15 protein-coding genes and 1 riboswitch are annotated in these 16,748 nt (G+C 73.5%); of the genes, 10 read left to right on the top strand and 5 right to left on the bottom strand.

All coding sequences use genetic code 11. The annotated features are described in order from the left end of the window. Window positions 1-178 precede the first annotated feature (178 nt). From ACZ5HG_RS04640 to ACZ5HG_RS04630, 3 genes are read left to right on the top strand one after another with little or no spacing between them, the layout of a single operon-like run. Entirely contained in the window at window positions 179-1,210 is a 1,032-nt protein-coding gene (locus tag ACZ5HG_RS04640; RefSeq protein ID WP_464180696.1) for an efflux RND transporter periplasmic adaptor subunit, read from the top strand. Beyond that, a complete protein-coding gene (locus ACZ5HG_RS04635) occupies window positions 1,207-2,013 on the top strand; it encodes an ABC transporter ATP-binding protein (protein ID WP_464180694.1) in 807 nt (268 codons plus the stop codon). The genes ACZ5HG_RS04640 and ACZ5HG_RS04635 overlap by 4 nt, the downstream gene beginning before the upstream one ends. Continuing rightward, window positions 2,010-3,212 (top strand): ABC transporter permease, encoded by a 1,203-nt coding sequence (locus ACZ5HG_RS04630; protein WP_464180693.1) that lies wholly within the window; start codon window positions 2,010-2,012, stop codon window positions 3,210-3,212. Before ACZ5HG_RS04635 ends, ACZ5HG_RS04630 begins: the two co-directional genes overlap by 4 nt. 5 nt (window positions 3,213-3,217) lie before the next feature. Here ACZ5HG_RS04630 and ACZ5HG_RS04625 read toward each other — a convergent pair whose 3' ends face one another. Next, window positions 3,218-3,802 carry an ArsR/SmtB family transcription factor gene (locus ACZ5HG_RS04625; RefSeq protein ID WP_464180692.1) on the bottom strand — a complete coding sequence of 195 codons (585 nt, stop codon included), beginning with the start codon at window positions 3,800-3,802 and terminating at the stop codon, window positions 3,218-3,220. Between the two features lie 53 nt (window positions 3,803-3,855). Between ACZ5HG_RS04625 and ACZ5HG_RS04620 the strand changes: the two genes are divergently transcribed. Beyond that, a complete protein-coding gene (locus tag ACZ5HG_RS04620; protein ID WP_464180690.1) occupies window positions 3,856-5,115 on the top strand; it encodes an MFS transporter in 1,260 nt (419 codons plus the stop codon). 108 nt (window positions 5,116-5,223) lie between these two features. Next, the gene (locus tag ACZ5HG_RS04615; RefSeq protein WP_464180688.1) at window positions 5,224-6,399 is read left to right on the top strand and encodes a hypothetical protein; all 1,176 of its coding nucleotides are present in this window, start codon (window positions 5,224-5,226) and stop codon (window positions 6,397-6,399) included. A gap of 82 nt (window positions 6,400-6,481) precedes the next feature. On the opposite strand, the gene ACZ5HG_RS04610 is transcribed toward ACZ5HG_RS04615, so the two are convergent. Further along, on the bottom strand, window positions 6,482-7,303 hold the full coding sequence (locus tag ACZ5HG_RS04610; protein ID WP_464180687.1) for an exodeoxyribonuclease III: 822 nt from the start codon (window positions 7,301-7,303) through the stop codon (window positions 6,482-6,484). Window positions 7,304-7,427: 124 nt separating this feature from the next. On the opposite strand from ACZ5HG_RS04610, the gene ACZ5HG_RS04605 reads away from it, so the two are divergent. Next, window positions 7,428-8,615, top strand: a complete 1,188-nt coding sequence (locus ACZ5HG_RS04605) for a MalY/PatB family protein (RefSeq protein WP_464180686.1) — start codon at window positions 7,428-7,430, stop codon at window positions 8,613-8,615. Window positions 8,616-8,712: 97 nt separating this feature from the next. On the opposite strand, the gene ACZ5HG_RS04600 is transcribed toward ACZ5HG_RS04605, so the two are convergent. The 3 genes from ACZ5HG_RS04600 to ACZ5HG_RS04590 all read right to left on the bottom strand — a co-directional run bounded on the left by ACZ5HG_RS04600 (window position 8,713) and on the right by ACZ5HG_RS04590 (window position 11,584). Then, window positions 8,713-9,591, bottom strand: coding sequence for a bifunctional methylenetetrahydrofolate dehydrogenase/methenyltetrahydrofolate cyclohydrolase (locus ACZ5HG_RS04600; RefSeq protein WP_464180685.1), 879 nt, complete (start codon window positions 9,589-9,591; stop codon window positions 8,713-8,715). Window positions 9,592-9,605: 14 nt separating this feature from the next. Continuing rightward, window positions 9,606-10,895: a serine hydroxymethyltransferase gene (gene glyA / locus ACZ5HG_RS04595; protein ID WP_464180683.1), complete on the bottom strand. Its 1,290-nt coding sequence runs from the start codon at window positions 10,893-10,895 to the stop codon at window positions 9,606-9,608. 63 nt (window positions 10,896-10,958) lie between these two features. Beyond that, window positions 10,959-11,046: riboswitch (ZMP/ZTP riboswitch) on the bottom strand. A gap of 46 nt (window positions 11,047-11,092) precedes the next feature. Then, entirely contained in the window at window positions 11,093-11,584 is a 492-nt protein-coding gene (locus tag ACZ5HG_RS04590; RefSeq protein ID WP_464180681.1) for a GNAT family N-acetyltransferase, read from the bottom strand. A 142-nt stretch (window positions 11,585-11,726) separates the two neighbouring features. Between ACZ5HG_RS04590 and purU the strand changes: the two genes are divergently transcribed. The 4 genes from purU to ACZ5HG_RS04570 all read left to right on the top strand — a co-directional run bounded on the left by purU (window position 11,727) and on the right by ACZ5HG_RS04570 (window position 16,744). Continuing rightward, window positions 11,727-12,590: a formyltetrahydrofolate deformylase gene (gene purU / locus ACZ5HG_RS04585; protein ID WP_464180680.1), complete on the top strand. Its 864-nt coding sequence runs from the start codon at window positions 11,727-11,729 to the stop codon at window positions 12,588-12,590. 197 nt (window positions 12,591-12,787) lie between these two features. Further along, window positions 12,788-15,649 (top strand): GDSL-type esterase/lipase family protein, encoded by a 2,862-nt coding sequence (locus tag ACZ5HG_RS04580; protein ID WP_464180679.1) that lies wholly within the window; start codon window positions 12,788-12,790, stop codon window positions 15,647-15,649. Next, a complete protein-coding gene (locus tag ACZ5HG_RS04575) occupies window positions 15,642-16,190 on the top strand; it encodes a hypothetical protein (RefSeq protein ID WP_464180676.1) in 549 nt (182 codons plus the stop codon). The genes ACZ5HG_RS04580 and ACZ5HG_RS04575 overlap by 8 nt, the downstream gene beginning before the upstream one ends. After that, the gene (locus ACZ5HG_RS04570) at window positions 16,187-16,744 is read left to right on the top strand and encodes a hypothetical protein (protein WP_464180675.1); all 558 of its coding nucleotides are present in this window, start codon (window positions 16,187-16,189) and stop codon (window positions 16,742-16,744) included. The genes ACZ5HG_RS04575 and ACZ5HG_RS04570 overlap by 4 nt, the downstream gene beginning before the upstream one ends. Window positions 16,745-16,748 lie beyond the last annotated feature (4 nt).

The raw sequence follows: 16,748 nt of genomic DNA, 5'->3' as shown, positions 1-16,748 counted from the left end.
AGCGACAACGGATGACAACTCGGCGTTCTGGCGTCCGGGCGCAGGGTGAGGCAAGCGGGTGAGCGGGCGGCGCGCAGGTACTTGATCGTGCCCGGTAGTGCGCGGCGCGTAGTAGTGTCAGCCGCGACGTAGCGCGCGGAGCACCGGACCGCGTGCGCACACTCCCCGAGGAGGGCCCGTGGGGGTCACACGCCGGATCATCTTCCCGACGATCCGCATCATCCTGTGGGCGGTCATCGCCGCCGCCCTGGCCGTGCTCGCGTTCGGCAGCGCCGACGAGGCCGCGACGGCCACCGATCCGTTGCAGCCGAGCGCGCAGATCACCGAGCCGGAGGTCCAGGTCAGCACCGGGACGGTCACCAACACCGTCACCGTGTCCGCCGCCGTGATCGCCGACCCGGCCCGTGCGGTGCGGTCGACGGCGGCCGGCGAGGTGTCGAAGCTGCTCGCCGCGGACGGCCAGGTGGTCGCCGCCGACACCCCGGTGCTGGAGATCCGCTCCGAGACCCCGGTCGACCCGACGGTCACCACCGACCCGGAGACCGGCATGCAGACGATCACCGAGAACAAGCCGAAGGTCACCCGGACCACCGTGGTCGCGGGCTCCGCCGGGGTGCTCAGCCTGACCACCCTCAAGGACCAGGTGGTCGCGGTGGGCGACACGATCGGGAAGGTCACGCCGGGCACGCTGTCCGTGCAGGGCACGCTCACGCCGGACCAGCAGTACCGGCTGATCAACGCACCGACGGAGGGCCAGGTGACGCTCAAGGGCGGCCCGGCGCCGTTCACCTGCACCGGCCTGCGGATCGGCGCGGTCGAGGACACCGGCACCACCGGCACCGAGGGCTCCACGGACACCGGCAGCACGACGTCGGGCACGATCACCTGCGCGATCCCGGCCGGGGTCACCGCGTTCGCGGGGCTCGGCGCGGAGATCGCGATCGTCAACGGCAACGCCGAGGGCGCGCTGCTGCTGCCGGTCACCGCCGTGCAGGGCTCCGTGCAGAACGGCAAGGTCTGGCTGGTCGGCGCGGACGGCACCACCGAGGAGCGCGCCGTGACGCTCGGCCTGACCGACGGCAAGAACGTGCAGATCCTCGAGGGGGCCGCCGAGGGCGACACCGTGCTCGAGTACATCCCGGTGGTCAGCGACGCGAAGGTCGACTGCACCGACCCGGCCACGTCCGACCCGGCGGTGTGCGGCTCGTGAACCTCCTCGACCTGCACGAGGTGACCCGGTCGGTGCGCCTGCCGGACGACCGCGTGCTGCACATCCTGCGCGGGGTGTCGCTGCGGGTGGACGCCGGCGAGCACGTGGCCGTCGTCGGCCGCTCCGGCACCGGCAAGTCCACCCTGCTCAACATCCTCGGCCTGCTCGACTCCCCCACGTCCGGGGAGTACCTGCTGGACGGCGCGCCCACGGCGAAGCTGTCCGGACGGCGTCGCTCGCGGCTGCGCGGGGAGTCGTTCGGCTTCGTGTTCCAGCAGTTCAACCTGCTCACCGGCCGCACGGTGCTGGAGAACGTCGCCGCTCCCCTGCTCTACGCCTCGGGCCGGCAGTTCTGGTCCCGGCGCCGGCTGGCCGCCGAGATGCTGGAGCGGGTCGGGCTCGGCGACCGGCTGGAGGACCGCCCGGAGAAGCTGTCCGGCGGCGAGCAGCAGCGGGTGGCCATCGCCCGGGCGCTGGTCCGCAAGCCCCGGGTGATCCTGGCCGACGAGCCGACCGGCGCGCTGGACGTCGACACCGGCACCGAGATCATGCAGCTGCTGGACGACATCGCCCAGGAGTCCGGCTCCGCGCTGGTGACGATCACGCACGACCTCGCGGTCGCGGCGCGCGCCCAGCGGCACTACCGGCTGGCCGAGGGCCGGCTGGTGGGCGTGGACCTGGTGGCGCCGGACCGGCCGGGATCGCTGGCCGAGTGGGTGGGCGACGTGCCGACGCTCGGCGCGAGCACCGACCGCGCCGGCACCGACCGCGCGCTCGTCGAGCGCCCCGGAGGTGCCGCATGACCGGCGTCGTCGGCGCGATCGTCGAGGCCTGGGACGAGCTGCGGATCCACAAGCTGCGGGTGCTGCTGTCGCTGATCGGCGTGGCCGCCGCGGTCATGGCGATCACCGGGGTCACCGCCGCGGTGCAGATGCTCACGCAGGGCATGCGCGAGCAGGCCGAGCAGGGCAACGGCCGCGCCACCACGCTCTACGTGTCGGCATACCCCCGCACCGCGGCGACCAGCGGCGACGCGGAGGCGATCGACGCGGCGCTGACCGACGTCACCGCGCGCTACCAGATCGACTACGCCACCCGCCTGACCTGGACGCAGGTGAACGTCGAGCTGCCGGGCGGCACCCAGCTGGTCCAGGGCCAGAGCGTCGACCCGGACTACGGGATCATCCACCGCACCGCGATCGTCGACGGACGCTGGTTCACCGACGCCGACACCGAGCGGTACGCGCCGTCGCTGGTGGTCAACGAGGCGTTCATGGACCGGATCGGCGCCGGTGCCGTGAGCACGCACCCGACCGTGGTGCTGCGCGGTGACCTGCCGGTGACCGCCGCGATCGTCGGGGTGTTCCCGGACCAGTGGACCGGTCAGGACCCGCAGGTCTACCTGCTCCAGGACGACGTGGACCGGTGGGGGCTGCGCACCGACCCGTGGGGCGTGCAGACGCCGAGCATGGAGGTCTGGGTGCCGCCGGGCGACGCGGACACCCTGGTCGACCGGCTGGACGCCGACCTCGGCGCCGCGCTGCCCGGCATGGAGGTCTCGGTCTCGAAGCCGTCGTCCAACCCGTTCGTGATCGACCGGGCGGCGAAGTGGGTGATCCTGGCGGTCGGCGGCTTCGCGCTGCTGCTCGGCGGGCTCGGCCTGGTGAACATCGCCCTGGTGACGGTGCGGCACCGCATCCGCGAGATCGGCATCCGGCGATCGTTCGGCGCGACGTCGACCCGGGTGTTCTTCGGGGTGCTGATGGAGTCGGTGGTCGCCACGGTGGTCGCGGGCGTGATCGGCGTGGCGCTCGCCGTGGTCGGGATCAGCAACCTGCCGATCGAGCGGCTGATGGGCATGACGATCCAGGACATGCCGGGGTTCCCGGTGTCGGCGGCGGTGATCGGCCTGGTGTGCTCGGCCGGGATCGGCGCGCTGGCCGGCCTGCTGCCCGCGGTGTTCGCGGTGCGGGTCAAGGTGATCGACGCGATCCGCTACTGACCCGTTCAGGCCTCGGCGGCCGCGTGACCCTCCTGCTCGGGAGCGGTCGCGCGGCCGTCGTCGTCCGGGCCGCCGGCCGAGCGCGGCAGGCGTCCTGCGTCCTCGTGCAGCGCCAGGAACAGCGAGTACGGCCGCCCGCCGGGGGTCGGCGGTCGCGCCGCCAGCTCCTCGAGGTAGCCGTACACCCGCTCCAGCAGCTCGGCGTGCTCCTGCTCGGACAGCCGCACGCCGAGCCGGGACATCCGCACGGTGGCGGGGTCGGCGTCCGCGAGCTCTTCCAGGAACGTGTCGACCAGCAGTCGCGAGACCCCCTCGAAGTCGGGGCTCCGCCAGGACTTCTTGGTCGCGAGGTACGGCACCTCGCGGGAGCCGCGGGCACCGCGTCGCACCGGCTCGGCGCGCAGGAAGCCGCGGTCCGCCAGGGTCCGCACGTGGTGCAGCACGGTCGCCGGGTTCTTGCCCAGACGCTCGGCGATCTCCCGGTTGGTCATCGGCTCGTCCAGGCACATGCGCAGGATCCGCAGCCGCAGCGTCGAGGCCAGCGCGCGGGCGTCGGCGTCGTCGGCGCGATCCGCGGGGTCGGAGGTCATGCCCCGAGCCTAACTGATTGACTTTTCCCAATCAGTCCCGCCAGACTCGCCGCATGACCTCGCAGACGCAGGCCCCGCCCCGCCGGTCGCTGGTGCACCACGCGGATTTCCGCCGGCTCTGGGTCGGCGACGCCTTCGGCCAGCTCGGCGCCCAGCTCACCGGCCTGGCGCTGCCGATCCTCGCGGTGCAGACCCTCGAGGCGACCGAGTGGCAGATGGGCGCCCTCACCGCCGCCGAGACCGCCGCGTTCCTGGTGATCGGCCTGCCGACCGGCGCCTGGGTCGACCGGATGCGCAAGCGCCGCGTGCTGATCGTCGCCGACCTGGTGCGCGCGCTCGCGCTCGGCGTCGTGGTGGTCGCGACGCTGCTCGGCCACGGCTCCATGCCGCTGCTGTACGCGGGCGCGCTGGTGATCAGCGCCGCCTCGGTGTTCTTCGACGTCGCGCACCAGTCCTACGTGCCCGGCCTGGTCGGTCTGGAGCACATCGGCGAGGGCAACGCGAAGCTCCAGTCCACCCAGTCGGTCGCGCAGGTGGTCGGCCCCGCGCTCGGCGGCGTGCTGCTGCGGGTGGTGTCGGCGCCGGTGCTGATCGGCGTGAACGCCGTGACCTACCTCGTGTCGGCGCTGGCGGTCGGGCGGATCCGGCAGGTCGAGACGCTGCCGCCCGTCGAGCACCGTCGCTCGCTGCGCACCGAGATCGCCGAGGGCCTGGGCTTCGTGCTGCGGCACCGGCTGCTGCGCCGGATCGTCGCGTGCACCTCGATCGGCAACCTGGCCGGATCGATCACCGGCGCGCTGTCCGTGCTGTACATCGTGCGCGAGCTCGGCCTGGACGAGGCGGCGCTGGGCACGGTGCTCTCGGCGAGCGCGATCGGCGGCCTGCTCGGTGCGCTGTCCGCGGAGAAGATCCAGCGCTGGGTCGGCGAGGCCCGGCTGATCCCGCTGTCCGCGATCGTGTGGACCCCCGCCGCCGCGCTCACCCCGCTCGCCGCGATCCTGCCGCTGCCGCCGCAGGCGGTGCTGATCACCGGCGGCCTGACCTTCTACTTCGCCGTGGTCGTCTACAACGTGGCGCAGGTGACGTTCCGCCAGCGGGTGTGCCCGCCGGCGCTGCTCGGCCGGATGAACGCCTCCGTGCGGTTCATCGTCTGGGGCTCCATGCCGATCGGCGGGCTGCTCGGCGGCTGGCTCGGGCACACCTTCGGCATCGTGCCGACGCTGTGGGTGTCCGTCATGCTCACCTTCCTCGCCGCGCTGCCGGTGCTGATCTCGCCGCTGCTGCGGATGCGCGAGCTGCCGACCGCGCCGTGAGGCCCATCCCACCCGATCGGGTGGCCGACCCGCCGATCCGGGGCATCCGCGCACGTCAACCGGCCCGTCCGGTTTGAGGGCATCTGCCCGGATGTGCAGGATGGAGGCATGATCCGTGTGCTCCGCTCCGTCGCGGTCGGGGTGGCCGCCGCCGCCCTGCTGCTCCAGATCCTCGACCTCGACGACGCGCTGCCGGTGTGGCTGCTGCCCGTCGCCCTGCCGGTGGCGATCCTGCTCAGCGTGCTGGTGAGCCTGGTCAAGGGCTTCGGCGGGACCGCGCACGTGGCCGCCGGCGACCTGGAGGCCGCGGAGCGCGAGGGCCGCATCGCGCTCGCCAAGATCCTCGACACCCGCGCCACCGGCTCCTCGGTGAACGACCAGCCGATCTGCGAGATCCGGCTGATCGTCGCGCCGCGCACCCGCCAGCCCTACGAGACCACGATCCGCACGCTGGTCAACCTCGGGCGGCTCCCCTCCCTGCAGCGCGGCGCCGTGGTGGTCGTCGCGCAGCCGAAGGCCGACCGGCCCGAGGTCGCACTGCTCGACACCCCGCCGGACACCTGGCAGCGGCTCGCCGACCAGGACACGCAGGTACGCGCGATCGAGCAGGCCCCCGTGTGGGAGGCCGCGCCGATGCCCGGGCGCGACAAGCGGGGTCTGCTCAAGATCCCGGCGTTCGTGCTGCTGGTGGTGCTGCTCGCCGCCTTCGTCGCGACGCTGTGGCCGGCCCGTGACCCGCTGCTCGCCGTCGCCCGGGGCACCTCGCTGGAGGACGCCCGCGCCCAGCAGGCCCTCGACCGCGACAACGCCGCCAGCATCTTCCCCGCCGATCGCACGCCCGGCGTGGTCGCCGACCTGACCGACGCCGCCGGGGGCGACCAGGTCGTCGAGCTGGCGATCTACAAGACCTACGCCTACGTCACCGCGCCCACCACCCCCGGCGCCACCACCACCGACGAGTACTGGTGGCGGGACGGCTCCGTGGAGCACCGGGGCGCGTCGTCCATCCAGCCGGACGACGCAGCGGCCATGCTCTTCGACGCCACCAGCATCGACTGGACGCTGATCGAGGGCCTGGTCGAGCAGTCCTCGCAGATGCTCGGGATCACCACCGACTCCGGCCCGTACGTGTCCGTCGAGCGCACGGAGTCGCTGGCCGACGGCGAGTGGGTCTACGGCGACGTGCAGGTCCGGGTGTACCTGTCGGACGACTACACCAACGGGTACGTCACCTTCGACACCGCCGGGCAGGTGCTGGACGTCGACGGGCAGCCGCAGGGCTGACCCGGTCGTCGCCGGTCGGCTCGCGCCGGTCGTCCCACGGCGGTCGACCCGTGAGCGTCGGGTCGACCGCGCGGGGCCTGCGTCAGACGTCGTAGCCGACGATCACCGGCGCGTGGTCGCTCCACCGCTCGTCGTAGGTGGCCGCGCGGTCGATCTCCACGCTGCGCGCCCGGTCGGCCAGCGCCGGGGTGGCCAGCTGGTAGTCGATCCGCCAGCCGGCGTCGTTGTCGAAGGCCTGCCCGCGCCAGGTCCACCAGGTGTACGGGCCGGGGCCCTCGCCACCGTGCTCGCGCCCGAGGTCGCGCCAGCCCAGCTCGTCGAACCAGCGGTCCAGGTACGCGCGCTCCTCGGGCAGGAAGCCGGCGTTCTTGCGGTTGGTCCGCCAGTTCTTCAGGTCGACCTCGCGGTGCGCGATGTTGAGGTCACCGGCGACCACGACCATCGCCCCGGCGGCGGCCAGCTCGGCCAGCCGCTTGGTCACGACGTCGAGGAACGCGAACTTCTCGTCCATCTTGGGCGTGCCGGCCTGGCCGGAGTGGATGTACGCGGAGACCACGGTCACCGTGCCCGGCTCCGGACGACCGGCGGCGGGGTCGGCGGGCAGCTCCAGGTCGGCCTCCACCCAGCGCCCGGTGTCGACCGGGACGCCCGTGCCGAGCCCGATCCGCACCGCGCTCATCGGCAGGCGCGACGCGATGGCGACCCCCGCCCGGCCCTTGAGCTCGCTGGCCTCGTGCGCGAGGTGCCAGTCGGCGGTGGGCAGGTGGTCGCTCAGGATCTCGTCGGGGGCGCGCACCTCTTGCAGCAGGAGCACGTCCGGCCGTCGGGTCTCGATCCAGGAGCCCATGCCGCGCTTGAAGGCGGCCCGGATCCCGTTGACATTCGCAGTCGCAACGTTCAGCACCCGGCCATCCAACCCCATGCCACCGACACGCCCCGACCCCGCGCGCGGATCGGGCGGCGTGCCGCCGGACACACCCGCGTCGCCGTCGCGTGGTGGGATGGGCACGACGCCCACCGGAGGACCGATGACCGACCCGTACGCCGCGCTCGCCGCCAGCACCGACCGCCGCACCGTCGCCGACCTGCGGGCCGCCGGCGGGCTCAAGTGGACGCTGTTCGAGGACCGGATCGGCGCGTTCGTCGCCGAGTCCGACCTCGGCACCGCGCCCGTGGTGCTGGACGCCCTGCACGAGGCCGTGGACGCCCAGCGGTTCGGCTACCTGCCGCCCGCGCTCGCCGACCGGATGTCCGCCGCGTACGCCGGCTGGGCGGCGGACCGCTACGGCTGGGCGGTCGACCCCGCACGGGTGCGGCCGGTGGCCGACGTGATGGCGGCGTTCCGCGCCACGGTGCTGCACTTCAGCGCGCCGGGATCGACGATCGTGCTGCCCACCCCCGCGTACATGCCGTTCCTCACCGTGCCGGGCACGCTGGGCAGCCGACTGGTGCAGGTGCCGCTGGTGCCGGACGGCGACCGCCTGGTGCACGACCTGGACGCGATCGACCACGCCCTGCGCTCCGACCCGCGCGGCGGCGGGCTGCTCGTGCTGTGCAACCCGCACAACCCCACCGGCCGGGTGCTCGACCGCGACGAGCTGCTCGGGATCGCCCGCGTGGTCGACGCCCGCGGGGCCCGGGTGTTCGCCGACGAGATCCACGCGCCGCTGGTCTACGCCGGCCGCCGGCACGTGCCCTACGCCTCGGTCGACCCGGTGGCCGCCGCGCACGCCGTCACCGCGACCTCCGCGTCGAAGGCGTGGAACCTGCCCGGGCTGAAGTGCGCGCAGGTGGTGCTCGGCTCCGCCGCCGACGCGGAGCGCTGGCACGCGGTCGGCGAGGAGTACGAGCACGGCGCCTCCACCCCCGGCGTGCTGGCCAACGCCGTCGCCTACGAGGCCGGCGGGCCGTGGCTGGACGCCGCGATCGACTACCTGGACGGCAACCGCCGGCTGCTCGCCGAGCTGGTCGCCGCCGACCTGCCGGGCGTGCGGCACCGCTCCCCCGAGGGCACCTACCTGGCGTGGCTGGACTGCCGCGACCTCGGTCTCGGCGACCACCCCGGCCGGCACTTCGGTGCGCACGGGGTGGCGCTCACCGACGGGCCCGCCTGCGGGGAGGCCGGGCGCGGGTTCGTCCGCTACACGCTCGCCACGCCGCGGCCGGTGCTGCGCGAGACGGTGGCGCTGCTGGCGGAGGCGGTGCGCGCGGCCTGAGGCGCGCGGGAGCGGCCCGGGGCGCAGACGGGCAGGTGGGAACGACGACGCCCGGCACCCCCGCGATCAGCGCAGGGGCACCGGGCGTCGGTCGGTCTCAAGCCTGCCGCTCCGCGGTCTCCACCACGTTCGCCAGCAGCATCGCCCGGGTCATCGGGCCCACGCCGCCGGGGTTCGGGGACAGCCACGCGGCGATCTCCGCGACCCCGGGGTGCACGTCGCCGGCGATCCGGGCCTTGCCGGTCTCCGGGTCGACCACCCGCGACACGCCCACGTCGACCACGACGGCGCCCGGCTTCACCAGCTCCGGCGTGATGATCCCGGGCACCCCGGCCGCCGCCACGATCACGTCGGCGTTGCGGGTGTGCTCGGCCAGGTCCTCCGTGCCGGTGTGGGTCAGCGTCACCGTCGCGTTGATCTCGCGCCGGGTCAGCAGCAGGCCGATCGAGCGGCCCACCGTCGTCCCCCGGCCCACGACCACCACGTCCGCACCCGCCAGGCCGAGGCCGTGCCGGGTGAGCAGCTCGATGATCCCGCGCGGGGTGCACGGCAGCGGCGACTCGATGTCGTCGTTGACCCGCAGCACCAGCCGACCGAGGTTGGTCGGGTGCAGGCCGTCGGCGTCCTTCTCCGGGTCGATGAGCTCCAGCACCCGGTTGGTGTCGATCCCGCGCGGCAGCGGCAGCTGCACGATGAACCCGGTGCACGCCGGGTCCGCGTTCAGCCGCTGCACGGCGGCCTCGATCTGCTCCTGCGTGGCGTCGGCCGGCAGGTCCTCGCGGATCGAGGCGATCCCGACCTCGGCGCAGTCGCGGTGCTTGCCCGCGACGTACGACATCGAGCCGGGGTCCTCCCCCACCAGCAGGGTGCCGAGCCCGGGGGTGACCCCGCGCGCGGCCAGCGCCGTGACGCGGGCCGCCAGCTCGGACTTGATCGCGGCGGCCGTGGCCTTGCCGTCGAGCGTGCGCGCCGTCATGTCGCCGCCCCCGCTCAGTACTGCTGGAGGCCGGGGTACAGCGGGAACGCCTCGGCGAGCTTGGTCACCCGCGCGCGCAGGGCGGTCACGTCCGCCGCCGCGCCGTCGGTGAGCGCCGTCGCGATCACGTCCGCCACCTCGGTGAACTCGGCGTCGCCGAAGCCGCGGGTCGCGAGCGCCGGGGTGCCGATCCGCAGGCCGGAGGTGACGCGCGGCGGGCGCGGGTCGAACGGCACCGCGTTGCGGTTCACCGTGATGCCCACGGCGTGCAGCAGGTCCTCGGCCTGCTGGCCGTCCAGCGCCGACTCGCGCAGGTCCACCAGCACCAGGTGCACGTCGGTGCCGCCGGTCAGCACGGAGACGCCCGCGCCGCGCACCGCCGGGGCGGTCAGCCGCTCCGCGATGATCCGGGCGCCGTCGATCGTGCGCTGCTGACGGTCCTTGAAGTCGTCCGAGCCCGCGATCTTGAAGGACACCGCCTTCGCCGCGATCACGTGCATCAGCGGGCCGCCCTGCTGGCCCGGGAACACCGCGGAGTCGATCTTCTTGGCGTACTCCTCCTTGCTCAGGATGAAGCCCGAGCGGGGGCCGCCGATCGTCTTGTGCACCGTCGAGGAGACCACGTCGGCGTAGGGCACCGGGGACGGGTGCAGGCCCGCGGCCACCAGGCCGGCGAAGTGCGCCATGTCGACCCACAGCTTCGCGCCGACCTCGTCCGCGATCTCGCGCATCGCCGCGAAGTCGAGCTGGCGCGGGTACGCCGACCAGCCGCCGATGATCACGGTCGGACGGTGCGTGAGCGCCGCCTCGCGGATCGCCTCCGGCTCGATGAGGAAGGTGTCCGGGTTCACGCCGTACGCGGCGACGTCGTAGAGCTTGCCGGAGAAGTTGATCTTCATGCCGTGCGTGAGGTGGCCGCCGTGCGCCAGCTCCAGGCCGAGGATCCGGTCGCCCGCGTTCGCCAGCGCGTGCAGCACCGCGGCGTTGGCGGTCGCGCCCGAGTGCGGCTGCACGTTGGCGTGCTCCGCGCCGAACAGCGCCTTCGCGCGGGTGATCGCCAGGTTCTCGGCGATGTCGACCTGCTCGCAGCCGCCGTAGTAGCGCCGGCCCGGGTAGCCCTCGGCGTACTTGTTGGTCAGGACGGAGCCCTGCGCCTGGAGCACCGCGCGGGGGACGAAGTTCTCGCTGGCGATCATCTCCAGCGTGTCCTGCTGCCGGGCGAGCTCACCGTCCAGCACGGCGGCGATCTCCGGGTCGACCTCGGACAGGTTCTGGTCCAGCAGGGGCGTGCTCTCGGCGCTCATGCGTCTCCTCGGCAGTCAGCGGTGCGGGTCGGCGTCGGCCGCACACCGGTGGGTGTGGGATGACCGCTGGGCCCAGGCGTCCGACCCGAAGTCTGCTGCTGCGTCGCTCCCCGGTGGTAGCCCACCCGTTGCGCCAGTCACGACCGGGCCAGCGTAGCAAGGCGCCCGGCCGCGTCCAGCAGGGTCCGCGGTGCGGACTACGCGGGCTGCGCGTCGCCGAGGATCCGGCGCAGGTAGGCGAACGTCAGGTCCCCCACCGTCCGGTCGTGCTCGTGCGTGTAGCCGTGCTCCTCGTACAGCGCGAGGTTCTGCACGGTGTCCCGCCCGGTGAACACCCAGATCTCGTCCACGGCCTCGGGCAGGTGCGGCAGGATCGCCAGCAGCAGCTGGGTGCCGATGCCGTGGCCCTGCTGGTCCGGGGCGACCACGAACCGGCCCAGGGTGGCCTTGCGCCCCTCCAGCACGACGCGGATCGAGCCGACCAGCCGGTGCCCGGCCCACGCGCCGAGCGTGACCACGCCCTCGGTGGCGATGTCGGCGCGCAGCTCGTCCAGCGTCTGCGTCAGCGGCGGGATGTGCGGGTCGTCGTACTGCTGCGCCTCGGTGACGAACCCCGCACGCCGCAGCGTGAGCAGCTCGCCGGCGTCGGCGTCCTCGACGGGCCGGATGGTCACCTCGGTCTCGCTCATGCCCCCATCGTCGCAGCCTCGGCATGGGACCGACCACCGCCCGCGTCATGAGCGCCGGATGCACCGTGCGGTCCACCGGTCGCGGACGCCCACCCACCGGTCGCGCGGGCGGGCCGGCACCGCACGCCGGTACCCTCCCCTCGTGCCTGAGACGACCCCCGCCCCGACCTCCTGGGTGCTCTCCCTGTCCTGCCCCGACCGCCCCGGCATCGTCGCCGCGGTCGCCGGTCTGCTGGCCGAGCACGGCGGGAACATCACCGAGTCGCAGCAGTTCGGCGACCCGCTGTCCGGGCTGTTCTTCATGCGGGTCGCCGTGACCGCGGAGGGCCCGCGCGACGGCCTGGAGGGCGCGCTGCGCACGCTCGCCGAGCGGTTCGGCATGACCTGGTCGCTCGACGTCGCCGGCCGACCGATGCGCACCCTGCTGCTCGGGTCCACCGCCGCGCACTGCGTGAACGACCTCGCGTTCCGGCAGCGCTCCGAGGGCCTGCCGATCGACATCGTCGGCCTGGTGTCCAACCACACCGCCCTGGCCGACCTGGCGGCGTTCTACGACATCGACTTCCACCACGTGCCGGTCACCGCCGCCACCAAGGCCGAGGCCGAGGCGCGACTGCTCGCCCTCGTCGAGGAGCTGGACGTCGAGCTGGTCGTGCTGGCCCGCTACATGCAGATCCTGTCCGACGACCTCTGCCGGGCGCTGAGCGGGCGGATCATCAACATCCACCACTCGTTCCTGCCGTCCTTCAAGGGCGCCCGCCCCTACGCGCAGGCGCACGAGCGCGGGGTCAAGCTGATCGGCGCCACCGCGCACTACGTCACCGGCGACCTGGACGAGGGCCCGATCATCGAGCAGGACGTCGAGCGCGTCGACCACACCCGCTCCGTGCCCGACCTGGTCGCGCTGGGTCAGGACGTCGAGCGCCGGGCGCTGGCACGCGCGGTGCGCTGGCACGCCGAGCACCGGGTGCTGCTGGACGGGCACCGGACGATCGTCTTCCGCTGACGCGAACGGGCTCGATCGGGGAGGTCGGGGCTGATCTGCGGGCAGACCTTCGTTTTTCCGCAAGGCACCCGAATGGGCCTGGACCCGCGCAGATCCGCGTGATCGTCACGATGTGGGCCTCTTGGGGCGTGAGGCACCCGCGGAGAAAACCGCAGGTCTGGCGCTGGACCGTGTCCTGAGGCCCCTACCTTCGCCGGATGATCGCCCCGCACCGACCACGTCGTCCCGTCCCACGTCCCGACGCACCCAGTACCGACCGCACCCCCACGCGCGCGGTCGCCGCCGCGCTGGCGGTCGGTCTCGCGGCGACGCTGCTCCCGCTCACCGCACCCGTCGCCGCGGCCGCGCAGGCGGACGGCCACCCGGTGAGCATCACCTCCCCGGCCCCCGACGCGCGGGTCGACGGCCCGGACGTCACCGTCACCGGCGCGGTGGGGGTCGACGCGTCGGCCGACGTGGCCGTGCAGTTCGTGGTGGACGTGTCCGGCTCGACGTCGCGGCCCGGCGGGGTGCGCGGGATGGACTGCGACGGCGACGGCACCGCGGCGGGTGACGACCTCAACGCCGACGGGCGCCGTGGCGACGTGCTCGACTGCGAGATCGCTGCGGTGGCGGCGCTCAACGGGTCGCTGCGTGCCCGGCCGGCCTCGGCCGGGTTGGTCAGCGTCGGGCTGACAGGCTTCGCCCGGACCGCCCAGGTGGCCACCGTCGACCCCGACCCCGACCCGGGTGAGAGCCCCTCCTGGGTGAAGCCCGGTGACACCGAGGGTGGCCGAGACGTCATCCCCCGACTGACGACGGTGGCCGCCTCGCTGACCGCGACCCGGATCGGGCAGTACGTGGCGTGGCGGCTGGCCGACGGGACGGACTTCGACCACGCGGTCCGCGCCGCCGTCGAGGCGTTCGAGGAGCCCGCGGTCGCGGGCCGACGGAGGGTGGTGTTCCTGCTCTCGGACGGCGAGGGCACACTGTCGGACAGCACGCTCGCCCTGGTGCGCGAGCAGCGGGTGCGGCTGCGGACCTTCGCGATCGGCGCAGGTGCGGGCGCATGCACCACCGGATCGGCGCTCGCTCGGCTGGCCGAGGCGGGACAGGAGGCCTGCGTGCCGGTCACCGACCCGGCGACGCTCACCCACGCGCTGTCGAGCAGCCTGCCCGCCGGTCTGGCCGGGATCGACGTCGAGATCGACGGCATCCACGCGGCGGCGAGCGTGGACTCGCTGGGCCGGTGGGCGGCGACCGTCCCCGGGGTACGGGACGGCCGGCGGACCGTGGTGGCGACCGCGCGGTACCTCGACGGCTCGTCCTCGACGGACCGCGTGGAGGTGACCGTCGGGAGGACCTTCCAGTACGTCGCACTGGGCGACTCCTACGCCTCCGGGGAGGGCGTGTCCCCGTACATCGGTGACGCCTTCGACCGGGAGAGCGAGGACTTCCTCTTCCTCTGCCACCGGTCCTGGACGGGCTGGCCGATGCGGCTCACCCGCACCGGCCACGCCCAGCCGATCGCGCGCGAGGCGCAGGACGACCCGGGGACGCTGATGGACTTCGCCGCGTGCTCCGGGGCGCGGATGGTCAACCTCGACACGACCGAGCAGGAGAAGAACGGCGAGAAGATCCCACTGCAGTTCCGGTCGCTGACGACCGAGACCGACCTGGTCACGGTGTCGATCGGCGGCAACGACATGGGCTTCGCACCGATCGTCACGCACTGCATGACGCAGCTGCGCTGCTACCGGGACGGGTTCGTGGACGACGCGGCCGGGCGGAGCGTCTCGCTGCAGGACTGGGCCACCATCCGACTGGCGCTGATGGGCAGCGAGCTCGACAGCATCTACACCCAGATCCGGGAGCGCACCCGCCCCGACACCGAGATCGTCGCGCTGACCTACCCCCGGCTGGTGAGCAGCAGCTGGGTCGCCGGGCTGTTCGGGAAGACCTGCCTCGTGCTGGAGAACGATGAGCGTCGCTGGATCCGCGGGCAGGCCGACGTCTTCGCCGAGATCGTGCACCGCCGCGCCGCTGCGCACGGGATCGCGGTGGCCGACGTCCGAGACGCCTTCGAGAGCCACCTGGTCTGCGACCGCGACGAGCACCTGTTCCCGGTCCAGGTGCCCTCCCGCCCCGACGACCTGGGCGGGTGGGTGAGCGCCGCGTCGTTCCACCCGAACGAGAAGGGCGTCGCGGACTACGCCGCCGTCGTGCAGGACGCGCTGGACGGTGTCCCGACCCGCCCGCACGCTCAGCCGTTCACCGCCGCCGACCCGCCGACCGAGGACAGCACGCAGGCACCCGACATCGACCCGCTCGTCGTCACCGACCCGGAAGCGGTGCTCGCCCGCTACGCCGCGGAGACCGTGGCGGCCGTCGCGGCCACCGTCTTCACCGAGGTCCTGATCGCCGCTCCGCACAGCACCGTGCCGACCTGCACCGATCTCGTGACCGGCGAGCACCTGCCGGTGTCCGCGCACGGCTTCGCCCCCAGCACCGAGGTGACCGTCTCGGTGACGCTCGACCAGCAGGAGCCGACCGTCACCACGGCGACCGCCGACGCCGCCGGCACCCTCTGCACGCAGGTCCCCGCGCCCGCGACGGCCGGGCTGCTCGCGGTCGAGGTGGTCGGCACGGACGAGGCGGGTGGCACGATGCTCGGCCTCACCGCCGTCGAGCACGTCGTGGACAGCGACACGCCGGACGCGCCCGGCACCGATACCACCGGCACCGTGGGTGATGCGGGGGCGACCACCGCGACCGACCCCGCGCCGAGCACGGTCCCCGACGCCGTCGACACCACCGTCCCGAGCGCCACGACCGGGGCGCAGGAGACTCCCGGTGATCCCGGGCCCGGCACGTCCGCAGTGCTCGCCGCCCCGGAAGCCCCCACGCTGTCACCGATCCCGGCAGCGCCGGAGGAGGACACCGCGGTCACCACCGCCGAACCCACGCCCCGGCCGGCAGGGGTCGTGCTCCCGCTCACGGTGCTCGCGCTGCTGCTCGTGGCGGCCGCACTGGTCGCGCGACCGCTGCACGCGCGAGGCATCGAGGGCCGTCGTGCCTGAGCGGGAGCGCCGTCGACCGCCCCGGTGGCTGCTGGTCACCGCGGGCGCCGTCGTCGTGCTCACGACCGTGGTGGTGGCGATCGTGCGGTCGATCGGGCCGGAGCCGTGGGAGCAGGCCGCCATCGACATGGCCCGCGAGTTCCGCATCCTCGCGCTGCCACCCGATCCGTCCTACGTGGATCCGTTCGGCCCACCCGATAATGGGAAGTGGAGTCGACCCCTCGAGGGCATCTCCACCCGTGTGACCTATCGCGAGGGCCAGACGCTCGACTCGATCCAGCAGAGCGCAGAGACGGCTACCGACCGGCTCGGGCTCTACCCCGCCGTCTGCATCCAGGTCGGCGCCGAAGAGGGCTACGAGCGCTCCGGTTCCCGGTCCCGGGACGGCATGCTCGGATGCAGCATCTTCGACGCGGACAAGCACCCTGTCGGATGGCTCGAAGCCACGCAGGACGGCGAGCAGACCACGGTGTGGCTCACGTTCGGCGAGGGACGTCGACCGCTGAGGTGGGTGGGCGTCCAGCCCGAGGACCTCCCGTGACCCTGCGCGACGCCGCGCGCCACCCGCGACGACGACGCCGCCGGCTGATCGTCCTGAGCGCCCTCGTGGCGGTGGCGGGAGTCGCAATCGCCGTCGTGCGGTCGATCGGACCGGACCCCTGGGAGCAGGCCGCGATCGACCTGGCCCCCGAGTTCCGCCGTCTCGCACTGCCCGCCGATCCTGACTCGGGCCGCCGCTACCCCGACCCGCAGACGGACAAGTGGCACCCCGCCCTCCAGGGGATCTCAGCCGAGGCGACCTACGACGACGGGCAGACCCTCGACTCGGTCCAGCAGCAGGTGGAGAGTGCCACCCGACTGCTCGGGCTCCATCCCGCCGTGTGCGTCCAGGTCGACGCCGAGCAAGGCTATGAGCTCACCGGCCAACGCACCCGGGACGGCATGCTCGGGTGCAGCATCTTCGACGCGGACAAGCACCCGGTCGGCGTGCTGGAGGCCACTCAGAACGGTGCGCAGACCACGGTCTGGATCAGCTTCGGCGAAGGACGCGGCCCGCTCGCCTGGATGCACCTCGACCCCGACGACCTGCCCTGACCCC

The sequence above is a fragment of the Cellulomonas sp. GTC20042 genome, from assembly GCF_055389595.1.
Note: the sequence above shows the minus strand (reverse complement) of the source record. Positions and strands in the feature narration are given on the sequence as shown.